General features: G+C 64.4%; 18 protein-coding genes and 1 pseudogene. 8 read left to right on the plus strand and 11 right to left on the minus strand.

Going from position 1 to position 17626, the window contains the following annotated elements; all coding sequences use genetic code 11:
• Nucleotides 1–378 precede the first annotated feature (378 nt).
• Nucleotides 379–1366: pseudogene (locus tag ALC15_RS18790) on the plus strand (TorF family putative porin).
• Nucleotides 1367–1649: 283 nt separating this feature from the next.
• Here ALC15_RS18790 and ALC15_RS18795 read toward each other — a convergent pair.
• Complete coding sequence (locus tag ALC15_RS18795) at nt 1650–3392, minus strand: ABC transporter ATP-binding protein/permease (protein ID WP_050628521.1); 1743 nt, start codon at nt 3390–3392, stop codon at nt 1650–1652.
• Nucleotides 3393–3702: 310 nt separating this feature from the next.
• Between ALC15_RS18795 and ALC15_RS18800 the strand changes: the two genes are divergently transcribed.
• Both ALC15_RS18800 and ALC15_RS18805 read left to right on the plus strand, forming a co-directional pair.
• The gene (locus ALC15_RS18800) at nt 3703–5373 is read left to right on the plus strand and encodes an L-lactate permease (RefSeq protein WP_050628522.1); all 1671 of its coding nucleotides are present in this window, start codon (nt 3703–3705) and stop codon (nt 5371–5373) included.
• A 140-nt stretch (nt 5374–5513) separates the two neighbouring features.
• Nucleotides 5514–5930: an META domain-containing protein gene (locus ALC15_RS18805; protein ID WP_050628523.1), complete on the plus strand. Its 417-nt coding sequence runs from the start codon at nt 5514–5516 to the stop codon at nt 5928–5930.
• Nucleotides 5931–6002: 72 nt separating this feature from the next.
• Here ALC15_RS18805 and ALC15_RS18810 read toward each other — a convergent pair whose 3' ends face one another.
• Nucleotides 6003–6677, minus strand: coding sequence for a hypothetical protein (locus ALC15_RS18810; protein WP_050628524.1), 675 nt, complete (start codon nt 6675–6677; stop codon nt 6003–6005).
• A gap of 121 nt (nt 6678–6798) precedes the next feature.
• Here ALC15_RS18810 and ALC15_RS18815 point away from each other — a divergent pair, with 121 nt between their 5' ends.
• The 3 genes from ALC15_RS18815 (at nt 6799) to ALC15_RS18825 (ending at nt 8463) form a co-directional block, all read left to right on the plus strand.
• On the plus strand, nt 6799–7314 hold the full coding sequence (locus ALC15_RS18815; protein ID WP_430649177.1) for a GNAT family N-acetyltransferase: 516 nt from the start codon (nt 6799–6801) through the stop codon (nt 7312–7314).
• 82 nt (nt 7315–7396) lie between these two features.
• The gene (locus ALC15_RS18820) at nt 7397–7975 is read left to right on the plus strand and encodes a bifunctional transcriptional activator/DNA repair enzyme AdaA (RefSeq protein WP_050628525.1); all 579 of its coding nucleotides are present in this window, start codon (nt 7397–7399) and stop codon (nt 7973–7975) included.
• A gap of 20 nt (nt 7976–7995) precedes the next feature.
• Nucleotides 7996–8463 (plus strand): PaaI family thioesterase, encoded by a 468-nt coding sequence (locus tag ALC15_RS18825; RefSeq protein ID WP_050628526.1) that lies wholly within the window; start codon nt 7996–7998, stop codon nt 8461–8463.
• 94 nt (nt 8464–8557) lie between these two features.
• Here ALC15_RS18825 and ALC15_RS18830 read toward each other — a convergent pair whose 3' ends face one another.
• The 3 genes from ALC15_RS18830 to ALC15_RS18840 form a co-directional block, all read right to left on the minus strand.
• Nucleotides 8558–9022, minus strand: a complete 465-nt coding sequence (locus tag ALC15_RS18830; RefSeq protein WP_050628527.1) for an ester cyclase — start codon at nt 9020–9022, stop codon at nt 8558–8560.
• 198 nt (nt 9023–9220) lie between these two features.
• Nucleotides 9221–10420: a hypothetical protein gene (locus tag ALC15_RS18835; RefSeq protein WP_050628528.1), complete on the minus strand. Its 1200-nt coding sequence runs from the start codon at nt 10418–10420 to the stop codon at nt 9221–9223.
• Between the two features lie 185 nt (nt 10421–10605).
• The gene (locus tag ALC15_RS18840; RefSeq protein ID WP_050628529.1) at nt 10606–11082 is read right to left on the minus strand and encodes a MarR family winged helix-turn-helix transcriptional regulator; all 477 of its coding nucleotides are present in this window, start codon (nt 11080–11082) and stop codon (nt 10606–10608) included.
• Nucleotides 11083–11178: 96 nt separating this feature from the next.
• Between ALC15_RS18840 and ALC15_RS18845 the strand changes: the two genes are divergently transcribed.
• Nucleotides 11179–11547, plus strand: coding sequence for an antibiotic biosynthesis monooxygenase family protein (locus tag ALC15_RS18845; RefSeq protein ID WP_050628530.1), 369 nt, complete (start codon nt 11179–11181; stop codon nt 11545–11547).
• 65 nt (nt 11548–11612) lie between these two features.
• Here the strand turns inward: ALC15_RS18845 and ALC15_RS18850 are convergent, their stop codons facing one another.
• From ALC15_RS18850 to ALC15_RS18860, 3 genes are all read right to left on the minus strand, one after another.
• Nucleotides 11613–11903 (minus strand): hypothetical protein, encoded by a 291-nt coding sequence (locus tag ALC15_RS18850; RefSeq protein WP_050628531.1) that lies wholly within the window; start codon nt 11901–11903, stop codon nt 11613–11615.
• Between the two features lie 95 nt (nt 11904–11998).
• On the minus strand, nt 11999–13642 hold the full coding sequence (gene groL, locus ALC15_RS18855) for a chaperonin GroEL (RefSeq protein WP_050628570.1): 1644 nt from the start codon (nt 13640–13642) through the stop codon (nt 11999–12001).
• 225 nt (nt 13643–13867) lie between these two features.
• The gene (locus ALC15_RS18860; RefSeq protein WP_018269780.1) at nt 13868–14164 is read right to left on the minus strand and encodes a co-chaperone GroES; all 297 of its coding nucleotides are present in this window, start codon (nt 14162–14164) and stop codon (nt 13868–13870) included.
• 329 nt (nt 14165–14493) lie between these two features.
• Here ALC15_RS18860 and ALC15_RS18865 point away from each other — a divergent pair, with 329 nt between their 5' ends.
• Nucleotides 14494–15012 carry a hypothetical protein gene (locus ALC15_RS18865; RefSeq protein ID WP_050628532.1) on the plus strand — a complete coding sequence of 173 codons (519 nt, stop codon included), beginning with the start codon at nt 14494–14496 and terminating at the stop codon, nt 15010–15012.
• 235 nt (nt 15013–15247) lie between these two features.
• Here ALC15_RS18865 and ALC15_RS18870 read toward each other — a convergent pair whose 3' ends face one another.
• The 3 genes from ALC15_RS18870 to ALC15_RS18880 all read right to left on the minus strand — a co-directional run bounded on the left by ALC15_RS18870 (nt 15248) and on the right by ALC15_RS18880 (nt 17606).
• Complete coding sequence (locus ALC15_RS18870) at nt 15248–15511, minus strand: hypothetical protein (protein WP_050628533.1); 264 nt, start codon at nt 15509–15511, stop codon at nt 15248–15250.
• Nucleotides 15512–15713: 202 nt separating this feature from the next.
• Nucleotides 15714–16214, minus strand: coding sequence for a hypothetical protein (locus ALC15_RS46300; protein ID WP_244486146.1), 501 nt, complete (start codon nt 16212–16214; stop codon nt 15714–15716).
• Between the two features lie 615 nt (nt 16215–16829).
• The gene (locus tag ALC15_RS18880; protein WP_050628571.1) at nt 16830–17606 is read right to left on the minus strand and encodes a protein phosphatase CheZ; all 777 of its coding nucleotides are present in this window, start codon (nt 17604–17606) and stop codon (nt 16830–16832) included.
• Between the last annotated feature and the right edge of the window lie 20 nt (nt 17607–17626).

Genomic DNA, 17626 nt, shown 5'->3' on the forward strand with positions numbered 1-17626 from the left:
TACCGGTTCACCTGATCGAAGCCGCAGCGGACGCCGCTGCGGCTTTTTCCGTCTCAGCACACAGCCCGTGGTTTTACGGGCACGGCGATTCGCCTCGGCACTTTCGCACAAGGCCAGTTGTTGCTCGCCGCCCACGTCGGGTGCCCGGCTCCACCGCTACGGGAGCGTCAATCTTGTGGTGCAAATGCAACACCCGTCGACCAACATGCGGCGTAATGGCTAGAACGCCTAAAAAGGCGGCAGCTGCATGTCTTTTTGGCTTCACGGTACCGTGCACGCAATTCAAATTGATCCCACTCGATTTAGTTGCAGTCCGTTATCGCGCGCCCTGGGGGGCCACCGGAGCTGGGCTGTTTGGAAAAGTAGATGGGGATCGTCATGAAGAAACTGGCCTTGTTAGCAACGGCGCTAGCAATGATTTCGAGCTCGGCGATGGCAGCTGACATGGCGGTGAAGGCCGTCAAGGCGCCGCCGCCGGCTCCGTTCGATCCCTGGGACATCGCCTTCGGCGCAGGCATCATGAACGACTACATCTTCCGTGGTGTCACCCAGTCCAACCACAATCCGTCGGTCACCGCCTATTTTGAGCCGCGCTACAACGTCAACAAGGACCTGCAGCTCTACATCGGCACCTCGACCGAAAGCATCTCCTTCGCCAACCGCGCTGCAGCGGAAGTCGACGTCTACGGCGGTATCCGCCCGACCTTCGGCGCCTTCGCCTTCGACATCGGTGTCTGGGGCTACCTGTATCCGGGTGGAACCTGCTACTTCGGCGCCGCCGCCGACACCGCCGGCAACCCGCTCAGCCCGCAGTGCGCCGCCAACTTCCTGCCGAACGAACGTGATGAAGAAGGACGTCTCGTTCTTCGAAGTCTACGGCAAGGTGACCTACACCATCAACGACAACTGGGCGTTCACCCTGAACGAGTACTACTCGCCGAACTTCCTCAACACCGGCGCCTGGGGCAACTACTCCTCGATCATCGGCAAGTACACCGCCCCGAGCACTGTGTTCGGCACCAGCGGCGTCGGCATGTATGTGTCGGGTGAGTTCGGCCGGCAGTGGCTCGGCACCTCGGACAGCTTCTACGGCGTTCCGGCGTTCCCGAACGGCATCAAGTACGCCGATTACAACACCTGGAACATCGGCATCGGCTTCACTTACAAGGTGTTCACGCTCGATCTGCGCTACTCCGACACGGATCTGTCGAAGGGCAATTGCAGCGCCTTCACCAGCGACTTCACCGCAGGCGGAACCACCAACGTCACCCCGATCAACCCGCTCGGCACCGGCTCCAACTGGTGCGGCGCGGCCGGCATCGCCAAGCTTTCGGTCGACCTGACGGCGGCATCCAGCCTGAAGTAATTTCCTCTTCCGAGGATCAAAGGGGCGGCAGAGCAATCTGCCGCCCCTTTTGCTTGGACAATTGTGCTGACGACGATTGGCTTGGGGCGGCACTCTGGCTGCACCACTCCCGCTTGCGGGGGGAGGTCGGATCGCATCGAACATGCGATCCGGGTGGGAGCTCTCTCCACAATGCGACTGGCGGAGAGAGCCCCCACCCAAATCCTCCCCCGCAAGCGGGAGAGGGGGCTGGGGACAGTCCGAATTGATGGCGCGTAACGGATTCGCAGCCAGATCCGCTCGCCTATGACGCGGGAGCCTCGACCCTGTCGCGCAAGGTGAAGCGCTCGCCGTCGCGGACCAGCGCGACGTTGCGCTGGTGGAAGGCATCGAGCGTCGAGCGATGGCCGATCGACACCACCGTAGTGCCGGGCAGCCTCTCGGCGATGAGTCGGTAGAGCGCGGCTTCCGACGGCTCGTCGAGCGAGGCGGTCGCCTCGTCCAGGAACAGGAATTGCGGTGCATGCAGCAGCGCCCGGGCGATGCCGAGCCGCTGCTGCTCGCCGAGCGACAACATCCGGTTCCAGTGCGCCTCTTCCCCGAGCCGCGCCGCGAGCTGCGGCAGTCCGACGGCGGTGAGGACCTCGCGCACCCGCCCCGTGTCGAATTTCGCAGCCTCACCCGGATAGACCACGGCTTCATGCAGCGACCCGATCGGCAGATAGGGACGCTGCGGCAGCATCATCAGGCTGGCGTTGGCCGGGACATTGATCGCGCCCTTGCCGAACGGCCAGATGCCGGCGATGGCGCGAAACAGCGTCGACTTGCCGGCGCCCGAAGGGCCGGTGACCAGGGTGCGTGCGTTGCCGGGAAGGCTGAAGCCGTCAGCCGCCAGCAACGGCTTGCCGTCGGGCAGGGTGACCACGAGATCGTCGAGTTCGATGCCGCTGTCGCCGGCGGGCTTGACGCGGATGATGTCCTGCCGCCGTGCGAGCGCATCGCCGCTGCGGATCGAGCTCTCGAAGCCGTCAAGTCGTGCGACCACCGATTGCCATTCGGCCAGTGTCCGGTAGGCCGTGATGAAGAAGGACAGTGAATCCTGCACGCTGCTGAAGGCAGACGCGGTCTGCATCATGCCGCCGAGCTGGATCTTGTTGGCGAAATAGGCCGGCGCGATCAGCACGTAGGGGAAGATCACGGCGGCTTGCGAATAGGTCGCGGTGAAGGCGGTCAGCTTCTTGGTTCGCTGCATGATGTCGAGCCAGTTCCCGACCACGAATCCGAAACGATCGAGCAACCGCGTGCGCTCGGCCGGCTCACCCTCGAGCAGCGCGATCTGCTCGGCGTTCTCGCGGGTCCGCACCAGGTTGAAGCGGAAATCGGCCTCGAACCGTTGCTGCCGGAAGTTGAGGTCGACCAGCGGGCGGCCGATCAGATGGGTCAAGGTTGTGCCGAGGATCGCGTAGATCAGGGCGCCCCAGACCAGATAGCCGGGAAACGCGATGTCGTTGCCGAACAGATGCAGCGGCGCCTGATTGGAAAGGCCCCACAGGATCACCACGAAGGACGCAAGCGTGACCACGGAGCTCAACAGTCCGATCCCGAGCGTCAGGGTCTGCTCGACGAAGCGCTGGGTGTCGTCGGCGATACGCTGGTCCGGGTTGTCGGCGGCATCGCCGAGCAACTGCATGCGGTAGTGGTTGGCATCGTGCAGCCAGCCGCCGAGATAACGCGTGGTCATCCAGCGCCGCCAGCGGATCTGCAGCCATTGATTGAGGTAGAGCTGGTAGACTTTCAGGGCGATCCAGAACGCCGCGAGCACGCAGAAATAGCCGATCTGATAGGTGAAGACCGCCTGATCGCGCTCCTGCAGCGCATTGTAGAAAACATTGTTCCAGCGGTTGAACAGCACGGTGAGAAAGACGCTGGCAAGCTCGATCACGATGACCGCGGCCAACAGTCCCCGGCCTGCCCATTTGTCATCGGAGTTGAAGTAGGGCGAGGCGATGCGCCACACCGTCGCGAGCGTCGAGCGAATGTTTTTCACAGATTATCGTCTCCGGGGAAGGGGCCGCAAAGGCCTGAAGAATCGGGACAATCAGAGCGATCCTCGACTAAAGTCGTAGGTCTGGCATGCAAGCGTTGGCTTGTCCCGGCGATCGAGTCAACCCTAGCATGACGACAACGGCGAGGGGCGGGGGACCTTCGATTTTTCGCGAGGATGTGAGCGATCCTTACCGATCGTTCATTCGCGAGCCGGGGCTACAGACTTTTCCGACGGACTCCCGCAATCGCGCCAGCGCGCCTGCCGCACCGATGCCGGCGCGCTGCACAAAAAATGTGGGAAGGATCCCGAGATGAACACCTGGAATCAAATCTACAATCCGCTCGGCAATGCGGGGCTGTCGACGATCGCCGCTGCCGTTCCCGTGGTCACGCTGCTGGTCCTGATCGCGAGCGGCAGGGTGAAGGCGCATATCGCCGCCATCATCGCCGTGATCGTGACCAACCTGATCACCATCTTTGTCTTCACGATGCCGGCCGGCATGTCGATCCGCGCGTCGATCCTCGGCATCGTCACCGGGTTCTTCCCGATCGGCTGGATCGTGCTCAACGTCATCTTCCTCTACCAGGTCACGGTGAGATGCGGGAAGTTCGAGCTGCTCAAGCGCGCGGTCGGCGGCGTCACCGAGGATCGCCGGTTGCAGCTCTTGCTGATCGCGTTCTCGTTCGGCGCCTTCTTCGAGGGCGCGTCGGGGTTCGGCACGCCGGTCGCGATCACTGGCGCGGTGCTGATCGGGCTCGGCTTCTCGCCGCTCGCAGCCTCCGGCCTGTCGCTGATCGCCAACACCGCCCCGGTCGCGTTCGGTGCGCTGGGCACGCCGATCCAGGGCCTCGCCTCGGTCACCGGGCTCGATCCCTACATCCTCGGCGCCATGGTCGGCCGCCAGCTGCCGCTGTTCTCGCTGATCGTGCCGTTCTGGGTGGTGTGGGCGTTCGCGGGCTGGCGCGGCATGAAGGAAGTGTGGCCGGCGATCCTGGTCACCGGCGTGTCGTTTGCGGTCCCGCAATTCGTGATCTCGAACTACATCAATCCCTGGATCGTCGACATCGGCGCCTCGCTGATCTCGATGGGCGCGCTGATCCTGTTCCTGAAGGTCTGGCAGCCGGAGCATCTCTGGCTGTCGCCGAAACTGCGCGGCCGCGATGAATCGGCGGCGACGATGGCCTCCACCCCGCCGCTCGACAAGACGCCGCTGACCCAAAGCGAGTTGTGGAGCGCGCTGCTGCCGTGGATCATCGTCTGCATCCTGATGCTGATCTGGGGCAACGGCGCCTTCAAGGCCTGGGCCAATGCGAACTTCGTCTGGAACTATCCGGTCCCTGATCTCGACAAGCTGATCTTCAAGGTGCCGCCGGTGGTGCCCAAGCCGACGGCGGAAGGCGCGGTGTTCGGCTTCACCTATTTGTCGTTCACCGGCACCGGCTTGCTGATCGCCGCGATCATCTCGGGTCTGTTGATGGGCTTCTCGCCGCTCAAGCTGATCGCCGAATATGGCCGCACCATCCGCCTCTGCGCGATCTCGCTGATCACGATCTCGGCGATGCTGGCGATCGGCACGCTGACCAGGCTGTCCGGCGTCGATGCCACGCTCGGCCTCGCCTTCGCCGCGACCGGCGTGCTCTACCCGTTCTTCGGCACACTGCTTGGCTGGCTCGGCGTGGCGCTGACCGGATCGGACACCTCGTCCAACATCCTGTTCGGCAATCTGCAGAAGATCACCTCCGAGCAGCTCGGCCTCTCGCCGATCCTGATGGCGGCGGCGAACTCGTCGGGCGGCGTGATGGGCAAGATGATCGACGCGCAATCGATCGTGGTCGCCTCGACCGCGACCAACTGGTACGGCCACGAGGGCTCGATCCTGCGCTACGTGTTCCTGCATTCGATCGTGCTGGCATGCTTGGTCGGTCTGTTTGTGACCCTGCAGGCCTATGTCTACCCGTTCACCGCAATGGTCTTGAAATAACGAGGCGAGGCGTCGCCCAAACCAGGATCCCCGCGGGTGCGAGCCCGCGGGGATTTTGCTTTTCAAGCGGTTTTCTGGCGCGGCCAAGCTGGCCAATCGCAGCCTCGTCCCATAGAAGGGCGGCGTCGCAATTGGTGGGAATGATGTCGATGAAGCGGATTCTGAACGGCGGCGCGGCCGCGTTGGTGCTAGCTGTTGCGGCTCTTGCCGGGGTTCCGGCCAAGGCGCAGGAAGAATTCCCGTTCGGCTTCGTGATGACGCTCGATGCCGCACGCATGCCGGGCTCCAAGCGGATCCCTTCGATCGAGGTCGGTGACAATGGCGAGGTGATCCTCGAGCTGTGGTGCGATGGCGGCAAGGGTCAGTTCTCGGTTGCCGGCAACACCATCGTCTTCGTTCCCGGCGCGATGGAGAACCGCACCTGCACGCCGGACCGTGCGCAAGCCGACAAGGATCTGCTGGGGGCGCTCGGCGACATGACGAGCTGGCGGCGGCAGGGTGATCAGGTCACGTTCATCGGCAGCAAGCAGCTGCGCTTCGTGATCAACAGCAACTGACAGCGTTTTCGAGCGAGGCGGACGCCGGTTCGCGTTCGCGTCAAACAAAGAGCGGCGGCGTTAGCCGGCTGCTTAAGGCGTTGCAACCAATCCGCTTGCGGTAGCGACGATCCAGCGATTGCCCCAGCGCACGATGGAATCGACCCGCCCGAGGCCCGGGACGACGTCGCCGCGCGCGGCCATCTTGACGCCCTCCGGCCCCTCGAGCACGGCGGTGCCGTCGCGGACCTCGACCACCGACCATCCGGGAATCGTGCTCGGCCGCGTCTCCGGTCCCGTTGAAAGCTGCGGCTTCGATCCGAGCATGGCGGCTTGCGCGCCGAGCGTCGTCGGCGCGGCCCCCAGCACTTGCGGGCGCGGATTGGCGGGGAGGGTCTTCGGAATGCTGCCGGTGACCGATGGCTCGGCATTGGACGCGGTCCGGCGCGGTTCGCTCTTTCGGCTCGGCGGCGCCTCCGCAACGTGCGGGGCCGGCGCTTCCTTCTGGGCCACCGGGACCGGCGCGGGGCTTGTGAAGTCGTGCCAGTTGGCGCCGCCGGCCCAACCCAGCACGAAGCTTGCGGCGAGCGCGGTGGCAGCCAGCAGCGCGGTGCCGACGCGGTCGGCAAACGGCTCCCGCAGCAGCAGCGCGGCGTCGTGATTCTCGTTTGAGACATCCCAGAGGTCCGCCGTCTGCGCCGGCGAATGACCCTCCGTCGCATCTGACGGCCAGATGCTCTCAGGATTGATCGGCTCGCGGTCTTGCATGGCGTGACCTGTGTTCGGTGACGTAAAGGATGATCCTCGAAACTAAATCGAGCCTTAATTTTCGGTGACCGAACTGCGGCGGCACGAAGTCTTTTGGTCGCAGGCCCCGTAAATTGACGGGATGGCGAGGGCGGCCGACAATCGCAACTGCGCCCCAGCACTGCGGCCCAAGATGCAAGCGCCTCGAATCAGCATCGCTCCCGAAGACCCGCGGCAGCCGGAAGTGCGGCGGCTGATCGACCTGTCGGACGCCTACATGCAGGCGCTGTATCCACCCGACAGCAATCACCTCGCCGCCGCCGAGACGCTCGCCGCCCCGGACACGGTCTTCCTGGTCGCGCGCCGCGACGGCGAGGCGATCGGGTCGATCGCCTTCCGTCTCATCGCGCCCGGTCATGCCGAGATGAAGCGGATGTTCGTGCGGGCCGATGCGCGCGGCCACGGGCTCGGCCGCCGCCTGCTCGAGGCGCTGGAAGACGCGGCGCGGCGCCGGCAGATCGCGCGTATCAGCCTGGAGACCGGTATCCTTCAGGTGGAGGCGATCGGGCTCTATCGCGCCGCCGGCTATCAGGAATGCCCGCCGTTCGCCGGCTACGCGCCCGATCCGCTCAGCCTGTTCCTGACCAGGCGCCTCTGATCTCGTCGCGCAGTGGTCGTTTCCGGACGTCGTCTCCGCAAACCGGGTCGTTTCGGCGTGCGGGCACGGCTATAGCGGTCGCATGCTCGACTTCGCCGCACAATATGCAGCCTTTCAACGCCACGACCCGGCCTGGGACGGTGTCGTGTTCGTCGCGGTCAAGACCACGGGCGTGTATTGCCGCCCGGTGTGCCGCGCGCGCACGCCGCTCGCCCGCAATGTGCGCTTCTATGGCAGCGCCGCCTCCGCCGAGCGCGCCGGCTTCCGGCCCTGCCTGCGCTGTCGCCCGGAGGCGGCGCCGTTCTGTCCAGCATGGAAGGGCACCAGGACGACCGTCGAGCGCGCACTGGCGCTGATCGAGGATGGCGCACTCGACCGCGGCAATGTCGACGCATTGGCCGATCGGCTCGGCATCGGCGCGCGGCATCTGTCGCGGCTGTTTGCCGCGCATCTCGATGCCTCGCCGTTGCAGGTCGCGCTCTCGCTGCGCGTGCAGCGCGCCAAGCGGCTGATCGACGGCAGCGATGCTCCGCTGTCTGTGGTGGCGCAGCGCGCAGGCTTCTCGAGCGCGCGGCGCATGAACGCCGCGTTTGCAAAACTATACGGTCGTTCTCCCTTCTCGTTGCGACGAAAGCGGCGGCCGGCCGTCACGATGCAATAGACCTCAACGGAGGCCAGCAAATGACGAAAAGCTACGGCACTGTCAGTGCGGAAGAGAAGCAGCAGATGAGCGGCCTCGACTTCGTCCAGGGGCTCGCCTCTGGCGCCTTGCCGCTCAACACCATCGCGCGGACCCTCGGCTATGACGTCACCGAGGCCGAGCGCGGCCGCGTCGTCGTCACGCTGCTGCCGACCGACGCGCATCTCAATCCGGCCGGCACCGTGCATGGCGGCCTCACCGCGACGCTGCTCGACAGCTGCATGGGGCTTGCCGTGCAGTCGACGCTCGACGCCGGCACCAGCCAGACCACGCTCGAATTCAAGATCTCGCTGGTGCGTCCGATCACGCCGGACACCGGCCCGATCCGCGCCGAGGGCCACGTGCTCAATTGCGGCCGCCGCATCGGCACCGCCGAAGGCAGGGTCACCGACACGAAGGGACGGCTGCTCGCGCATGGCACGACGACGTGCCTGATCTTTCCAGCCTGACGCGGAATATCTGGATAGACTGGGCCGGCACCGCACCCGGAGATGCGATGCCGGCCAGTAGCGTTGGAGCGTGTTTGATCGACGAGGCGTCGTTTCAACCCACGTAGCCACTCTGCTCGGGCAGGCGAATGAGACCGAGCTGAAGCATCGCGGTGATCGCATCTTCCTGTCCGAGCTCCTCGGCGATCCGTCCGTCCTGCACGCGCAGCACGGTCGTGCCGGCGAACGTCATCTTGCGGCCGGACGCCGCGGGCAGCGAGCCGAGGCGGAAGTCGCTGAACGCGGGTCCGGTGTGGGTGCCGCCGCCTTCCCAACGGCCGACGACGAGGTCGCCTTCCGCGACGAGATCGCCGACGCCCCAGAAGTTGAGATCCGGAAACGCCTCGCGAAACTCGGTCATGAACTTGGTCACCGCGGCGCGGCCCTTCTTCGGTTCGTGCATCGGGTAGTGCACGACAATGTCGGCCGTCGCGAGCTCGTTGATGATGCGCGGATTCCAGGGATTGCCCCAGAATTCCTTGAACCACCGGCCGACGACGTTCTTGTTTTCCTCTGACATCTCTTCGTCTCCATTCGCGCGTTGCCGGTATCGCGACCGGCGCTTTCTCGATGCGCGCATTAGGCAATTTGAGACGTGTGTCGGACCACCCGATTCCGGATCGGATGTGCTGTCAGACCTCAGGAGAAATTCCGCTGTGTCGATATGGCGTTTGGCGCTGCTTCCCGAACCCCGTCGAGCAATCGGGAAGCGGGTGGATCAGCGCCACACTGACTTGTCGGCATCCCAGCGCTGGCCCTTGAACTCCTTGAGCAGCGCGTCGATCGCGCCGTTGTCGTCCCTGGCTTCGCTGCCTTCCTCGTCGCTGCTGGAATCGTCGGACAGATTCAGCTTGGCGCCGGCGCTGTCGTCCGATGTCGAGACGGTGGGGCTCGACACCCACAGCATCAGTTTGTCGGAGCCGCCGGGCCTGTCGGGCGAGACGAGGGCAGTGACCTCGTAGTTCTGGGTGAGGCCGAGCGCAGGGTAGACCGCGCTGGGGCGCTTCAGCACCAGCTTGAGCTTGCCGGTGTTCGCATTCCAGGTCGCGGAGGCGGGCTTTGCGGCAAGCGTCTTCGCCAGCACGCCCGCGATCGCGGTTGCGAGCTTGTCCTTGTTGATCTTGTCGCCGTCGCGCCAGTCGGCGGCGGCGAAGCGGATGGTGCGGTCCATCTCGACTACGCCGCTGGTCCAGCCGGCCGCCGTGACGCCGGGCGCCGCCTTCGCCTTGGCGAGCAGCGCGCCGGCGCGCTCGGGGTCGACGGTGAGATTGATGGTCTGCTCGCCGGAGCGCATCGCATCGCAGGTCACCGACAGGCTGGAGGTGCCGATCTCGACGGCCTCGCCCTTCAGGCTCTTGAGGAAGTCGGATGCCGCATCGAGCTTCACCCGCACGCCGATCGATTCCGGCGAGACGTCGGTGAAGTCCTTCGGCTGCGGCGTGATGCCGTCCTCGGTGGCCTGGTTGTCCTGGAATTCCTTCTCGCTGAGATCGGAATTATCCGTCGAGGCGACCTCGGTCACGGTCTGGCCGATCGTGATCTGGCCGCGGAACTCAAAGCTGTCGCCGGTCTGCTTGCGGTTCAGCTTGATCGTGACCGGCTGCTTGTCGGCGACGCTCTGGGTGCTGCCGGAGAGCGTCTGGCCGTTGACGGTGAGGTTGGCGACGAAGCGATCCTTGCGGTCGGAGCTCCTGTCGGCGGGATAGCAGACATCGAGCACGGCCGCGGTCACGGTCTTGCCCTGGCGGGTTTCCTTCAGCACGACGTCGGCATTGCCGTCCATCAGGCCGTCGATCGCGGTGAAATAGCGCGTCTCGGGGCCGCCACCGGCTGCCGGCTTCGTTTGCAGCTTCATCTGGGCGAGAGCAGGCGCCGAGGCGACGGCAAGACCGAGCAGCAGGAGCGGGAGCGCGCGCATACGATAAGTCCTCGAAGGGCAGAATCGGTTCCGTCGTAACTAGCAAACCTCCGTGTCATTGCGCAAAAAAGAAGGCCGCGTGACGGCGGCTGCCGCACCTGGAACGAAGTGACTTCCGGCACTGTCCTGGCCGCACACGGCCGTCCGCAGGACGGCGGGCAGGACGAATGGAGACGGGTTGTGCGTCATGCGCGCTCGCCAGGTTCCTCACCGTTCTCCAGCCTGCCGCGCAGCGTCGTCACGACGCGGCCCACGGTTTCGATGTCCTTTACGGACAGTCCGTCGGAAAGGCGGTTCACCCAGGGCAGTTGCAGGCGCATCGCCGCGTCGAAGGCTTGCCGGCCCTTGTCGGTCAGCACCACGAGCTGGGCGCGGCGATGATGCGGATTGGTCTCGAATGTGACGAGCCCGTCCCTTTCGAGGTCGTTGACGATCCGCTGCACGTTCTGCCGGGCGGCGCCGAGGTCGCGCGCCAGCCACGCCACCGGTTGCGGGCGCTCGGCGGTGACGATGGCGCCGAGGATCTGCCAGCGGGCGCTGGTCAGCCCGAGCCCCGCCACCAGCCGGTCCCCTGATGTGAACAGCAGGCTGTTGAGCCTGAACAGGTCGAGGATCAGGCCGCTCAGGGCTTCACCCGCCGGCGTTCGCTTGGTCTGGGGCATTTGTCACCATAGGGGTATATTGACATCATAATGTCAAATAGATATGTATCCATCAGATCGAAATGACATCATAGCACCATATCAACGGAGCAAGCCATGCCGCATATGCGCCCCCTGGACCCCGCATTCCCGATCGACCGCCAGCTCGCGGTCGAGGCCACCAACGTCGTGCTCGTCAACCTCTTCACGCTTGATGCGGCCGACGAGGACACCTTCCTCAGGGCTTGGCAGGACGACGCCGCCATCATGAAGCGGCTGCCCGGGTTCATCTCGACCCAGCTGCACCGCGCGCTCGGCGACAGCCCGGCCTATCTGAATTACGCGGTGTGGGAATCCACCGCTGCCTTCCGTGCCGCGTTCATGAACCCGGAGTTCAGGGCCAAGCTGTCGGCCTATCCCGCCTCGGCGCTGGCATCGCCGCATCTGTTCCAGAAGGTCGCGGTGCCGGACATCTGCGTCGCCTAGAGCGCGGCAACATCAAGTAGCAACCATCGTGACTTGATGGTTGCTACGGCTGCGTCAAAGATCGCTCAACCGTGGATCGCCATGAGAACAGCGAGCGTGGCGACCCCGGTCAGGAAGGCGATGTCCAGAAATCGCAGCGGCGCTTTTGGACGGTGACCGATCGAACCGGAAATGACGCAATAAAGGCCATAGCCCGCGCCGAGAACGACAAACGTCACCGTCTGCTTGAACCAGAATGTCACGATGACCGCTAAGTCATCGCCGTCGTCTTGGACATAGGCGCCCAATGCGAGCACCGCGCCGATCGCGTAGAACAGTGCCAGCGTTGTCGTCAGTGATTTGGCGTCGCGGGACATCGGATGATCCCTACAACTGCATCGTAAGCAAATCGCAAAAAAAGAAGGCCGCCCGGAGGCGGCCTTCGATGTCGATGCGGAGGTGCAGCGGGGGCTTAGAAGCCGCCCATGCCGCCCATTCCACCCATGCCGCCGCCCGGCATCGCCGGCGCCGCGTCCTTCGGCACTTCGGCGACCATGGCTTCGGTGGTCACCAGCAGGCCGGCCACCGAGGACGCGTCCTGCAGCGCGGTGCGCACCACCTTGGCGGGGTCGATGATGCCCTTGTCGACCATGTCGACATAGTCCTCGGTCTGGGCGTCGAAGCCGAAGGTCTCCGACTTGTTCTCGAGGATCTTGCCGACCACGATCGAGCCCTCGACACCGGCGTTCTCCGAGATCTGGCGGACCGGAGCCTCGAGCGCCTTGAGCACGATGTTGATGCCGGCCTGGACGTCGGCATTCGGGTTGGTGAGACGGCCGACCGCCTTCTTGGCGCGCAGCAGCGCGACGCCGCCGCCGGGCACGATGCCTTCCTGCACCGCGGCGCGGGTCGCGTTCAGCGCGTCCTCGACACGGTCCTTCTTCTCCTTGACCTCGACCTCGGTCGCACCGCCGACCTTGATCACGGCAACGCCGCCGGCGAGCTTGGCAAGGCGCTCCTGCAGCTTCTCACGGTCGTAGTCCGAGGTGGTTTCCTCGATCTGCGCCTTGATCTGGCCAACGCGGGCGTCGATGTCCTTCTTCTTGCCGGCGCCCTTGACGATCGTGGTGTTCTCCTTGTCGATCACGATCTTGCCGGCGCGGCCGAGCATGTTGACCGTGACGTTCTCGAGCTTCATGCCGAGGTCGTCGGAGATCAGCTGACCGCCGGTCAGGATCGCGATGTCCTCCAGCATCGCCTTGCGGCGATCACCGAAGCCCGGCGCCTTGACGGCGGCGACCTTGAGGCCGCCACGCAGGCGGTTGACCACCAGGGTCGCCAGCGCCTCGCCCTCGACGTCCTCGGCGAGGATCAGCAGCGGACGGCCGGACTGCACCACGGCTTCCAGCACCGGCAGCATCGACTGCAGGCCGGACAGCTTCTTCTCGTGCAGCAGGATGTAGGCATCCTCGAGCTCGGCGGTCATCTTCTCGGCGTTGGTGATGAAGTAGGGCGAGAGATAGCCGCGGTCGAACTTCATGCCCTCGACGATGTCGACCTCGGTCTCGAGCGACTTGTTCTCCTCGACGGTGATGACGCCCTCGTTGCCGACCTTCTGCATCGCCTGCGCGATCATCTTGCCGATCGCGGCATCGCCATTGGCCGAGATGGTGCCGACCTGGGCGACTTCCGACGAGGACGCGACCGGCTTGGCGCGCTTCTCGATATCCTTGATGACAGCGGCGACCGCGGTGTCGATGCCGCGCTTGAGGTCCATCGGGTTCATGCCGGCGGCAACCGACTTGGCGCCCTCGCGGACGATGGCCTGGGCCAGCACGGTCGCGGTGGTGGTGCCGTCACCGGCGGTGTCGTTGGTCTTGGAAGCGACCTCGCGCAGCATCTGCGCGCCCATGTTCTCGAACTTGTCGTCGAGCTCGATCTCCTTGGCGACGGTGACGCCGTCCTTGGTGATGCGGGGCGCGCCGAAGCTCTTCTCGATCACGACGTTGCGGCCCTTCGGGCCGAGCGTCACCTTCACGGCGTTGGCGAGCACGTCGACACCGCGCAGCATGCGATCGCGGGCGTCTCCGGCGAATTTTACGTCCTTGGCAGCCATTGATTTGAACTCCTGGAATGTGTCTGTGAATTGCTTGCCGCTGGGTTGATGCTCGTCATCGCCGGGTCGGAGCACGAAGTGCGTCTTCGTACGTCGTGACCCGGCGATCCATCGCCCTGGCAGGATTCTCTAGAAGTGTGATGGATGCCCGGGTCGTCCGGCGCGATCGCGCTTTTGCCCCGGGCATGACAGGGGAGGGCGCGGCGGCCCTCGGAGTCCGTGGGCTTATGCCAGCACGCCCATGATGTCGGACTCCTTCATGATCAGGAGTTCCTGGTTGTCGAGCTTGACCTCGGTGCCCGACCACTTGCCGAACAGCACGCGGTCGCCGACCTTGAGGTCGATCGGGATCAGCTTGCCGGCCTCGTCGCGGCCACCCGGGCCAACGGCGACGATCTCGCCCTGCGACGGCTTCTCCTTGGCCGAGTCCGGAATGATGATGCCGCCCTTGGACTTCTCCTCGGCATCGATGCGCTTGACCACGACGCGGTCATGCAGGGGGCGGAAGGTGGATTTAGCCATGACGTTCCCTCTTAAGGTCCTCTTGGAGGCTCGGTTTCAGGTCCGGTTCATCGAGACCGGGGTTGAATGCCGGCCCGGTCGGCGCAGGGCAGGACGCCCGGCGCATTTAGCAATCGTGGTGCAAGAGTGCTAATTGTGGGCCGGGAAATATGGCTTGGCGCTGTTTCTGTCAAGCAAACGGGTTAAGGCCTTGGTGAGGCCAATATAGGATGGTGGACCAGAAACCAAATCGTAGCGATGACGTAATTTTGTCAGACGTCATTGCTCCGTCTTAAGTTTTACGCTTGGCTGCATGACGGGTGCGGCCGGGACATAGTCGGGGGATACATATGATCATGTCACTCAACGCGCGATTGGTCGCACGGTTCGCGGCTGTTTCGGCGCTGACGACACTCTTGGGAGCGTGCGGCAGCATGAGCCTGCCGTCGTTGTCGTCGAACCCCGAGCCGGCGCCTTCCGAACCGGGGGTCGCCCCGGAAATGCCCGCGTCGATCCGCCCCGACGAGATCGTCGGCCGCTGGGGTCTCGCCTCGTTCCAGAATCCCGCCGACCGCGCCCGCACCGAGGCGGCCGCGCGCGGCCAGTGCAAGCAGCCTTACGTGATCGGCGCCGGCCAGAACGGCGGCGTCATCATGCATCTGGCCGACCAGGCCACCCCGCAGGAGCTGCGGCTGAAGGGTTCCCCGAGCGGCAAGAACTATATCGGCCCGCCCGGACCGGTGCCCGGCGAGCAGGACCGCGAGATCATCTCGTTCGACGGAAGAGTCCTGATCACCCGCTTCGTCGACAAGGACGCCGCCACCCGCTACGGCAACATGGTCTACGTCCGCTGCGCCCCGCGGGCGTAAGGGCAAGGCTAGTCCTTCCGTTCATCCTGGAGCCGCATCGGCAGTACACCTCTCCCCTTGTGGGAGAGGTCGGATTGCATCCGCGCCACCTTCTTCCACCAGGGAGAAGGAAAGGGGTTCTTTGACTCAATCAGATAAAACCGCCGATCCCGACGGTTTTGTACCTCTCTGAACGACGGGGACACGAATCCGGCTTGCCGTTTGCAACCAAGACCGTGACACACAAACGATCGCCCTACCGCCGCACCCCGACGCGATTGACGCCGCCGTTCATATTGCCGCCCGCGTTATGCCGGACTGCAGCGCGCGCCACCGGACGGGGCCTGAGCACGACACCCGCCCGCGCCACGCAGCCGCTCGGATAACCGACATAGGTGCAATAAACGACGGCGTTGGCCGGCGCCGGAGTGAACGCGACGGTTGCAAACCCCAACATGAGGCTGGCTGCAATTCCCGCAAACGTCGCAGCCTTGATCGAAAGAATGTTCGTCACACGCATGGCAATCCTCCCTCATCGCACGCGAACCGAAAGGTTCTGGAGCCGCTTAAGATGCGGTCCAAGCCATCATCGGCCAGCCATGAGATTGGTGGTGTTGACGTAAATCAACGGCCGGTGCGTCGGCCCGTGAGGTCGATTTGCCCTGCCAAGAATGAGGGTGGCTCACCGAGCCCTCCCTCATTCAGTGATGTTTGCAGCGACTTCACTGACAGACGTACATGTTGCCGTCAGACATCTTTGTCATCGTGCCGGGCTCGCAGCCGATGCCATTCGCGGCCTTGTAGTCCGCCCATCCGGTATAGCCGTAGTACGGGCTAACCCCGTGATAGGCCCGGGCCGGATAGTAAGGCTGGCCAAAATAGGTATCGGTCTGGGCGGCATATGCATTGGTCCAATTGTTTGTGCCCCAGCCGGCATAGGCCGGCGCAGTCGCTGCGGCCGTAGCGACCGCTGCCGTGGCGGCGATGCCCGCACCGACCCCGTAATGCCGATATCCGTAGCCGTATCCGTAAGCGGCGCGCCGGGTGTGACGACGCGCAACGCCTGCGGCGCTCATCGGCGTCAGCGGTCGGCCGACACGCGCCTGGGCGCTTTCGACCGACGCCGAAACGCCGCTCTGTTCGGACCAGGTGATGGAGAACAGTGTCGCGCAGGCGAACGTCGAAAGTGCAATTGCAGTATTCCGCACAATTCCTTGCGTCATGTTCGATCTCCAGCTTTGAGTACTCCAGTGGCTCCGCCCCAATCAGTGATTCGGCAACAAGGCCCACGCGATCAGCGAATGCAAGAACCCGCCGCCGATCGCCGCGGCCCGAAAGACAGCCTCGCGCTGCAAGTCCGAGATAAGCCGGCGTGAAGCTCGTCTGACTGGGAGCTCAATCGCGCGCCTGAACAGCATGCGCCATGTTTCAGCATGAAGCTCTGCGCGTCGAATGAGCGCGCCGCGTATTCTCAACTTTGTGCTGAGTGAACGTAAACACCTTGTGTGGGCAATCGGAATGAACCCGGAAGCCCCGTGCGACCGGCACCCAATACTGGCTTCCGGCAACTGCATGATCATTTCCTTCGCGCGACAATATGCTTCCCCTCTGCGGCGAATCTGCCAGCAGATTGGATGTCGTCGAAGCAGAAGCTTTGACTGATTTGCGGCGCGATGCCGTTGACTTATGTCAAGGACATGAAGTTTTCGGTACCGATCACGTGCGCAAGAAAGCGGTGTTGCGGATGATGTACGGCTCGGCGCCGTGTCGATCCGTGCCCTCTAAAATGAAAACGCCGGCTCAAGGGCCGGCGTTTTCCGTCTTGGATCCGACAAATCTCAGTTGAACATCGCGTCGATGTCGTCCTGCGAGGCGTGGCCGGCGTCGCCGTCGAGCTTCGGGCCGTTGAGCAGGCGGGCATCGCCCTCGCGGGTGTCAACGATCGGCGGGGAGTGGGTCTTGATCGCGTCGACACCGCCCCAGATGTTCATCATCTCGTTGATGTGCTGTTCGATGAACTTCATCGTCTGCATCACCTTGCTGATGCGCTGGCCGGTGAGGTCCTGGAAGTTGCAGGCCTCGAAGATCGAGACCACGCGCTCCTGAATGTCTTCGCTGAGCCGCTTCTGCTGGTCGGGCGTGACGTTGTTGGCGAGCGCGGTCGCGGCCTGGTCGATCGCCTCGACCGCTTCGAGGATCTGCTGGGTGGCCTGTTCGGTGCCGCCGACCACGGCGCCAAGCTCGCCATTGACCTTGGCCATCTCCTCGCCGTTGAAGCTCTTGCCGTGCAGCACGGCGATCTCGCGCTTGGTGCGGCTGATCGCGTCGTGGATCAGGTCGAGCTCGACCTTGAGCTTCTCGCACTGTTCGACCTGTGCGCGGTAGGTCTCGAGCAGCGCGTGGGTCTCGGCGACTTCGCGAGCGACCGCGGCATCGACGCTGTCGCCGCTGCGCTGCGCCGGCGTTGCGGCCATCTGGGCGCGGATCGAGCGAAGCTCGGCCATGATCTCGCGATGCATCGGACCGAGGTCGGCGCCGCCGGCCGCTTCCGGCTCCGGCATCACCACCTCACCCATCGCCTGCTCGACACGAAAACGCTTGCGCTTCACTGACATGATTTTCATTCCCGCCCCTT

Origin of the sequence: Bradyrhizobium viridifuturi, assembly GCF_001238275.1 — a bacterium.
Taxonomy (GTDB): Bacteria; Pseudomonadota; Alphaproteobacteria; order Rhizobiales; family Xanthobacteraceae; genus Bradyrhizobium; species Bradyrhizobium viridifuturi.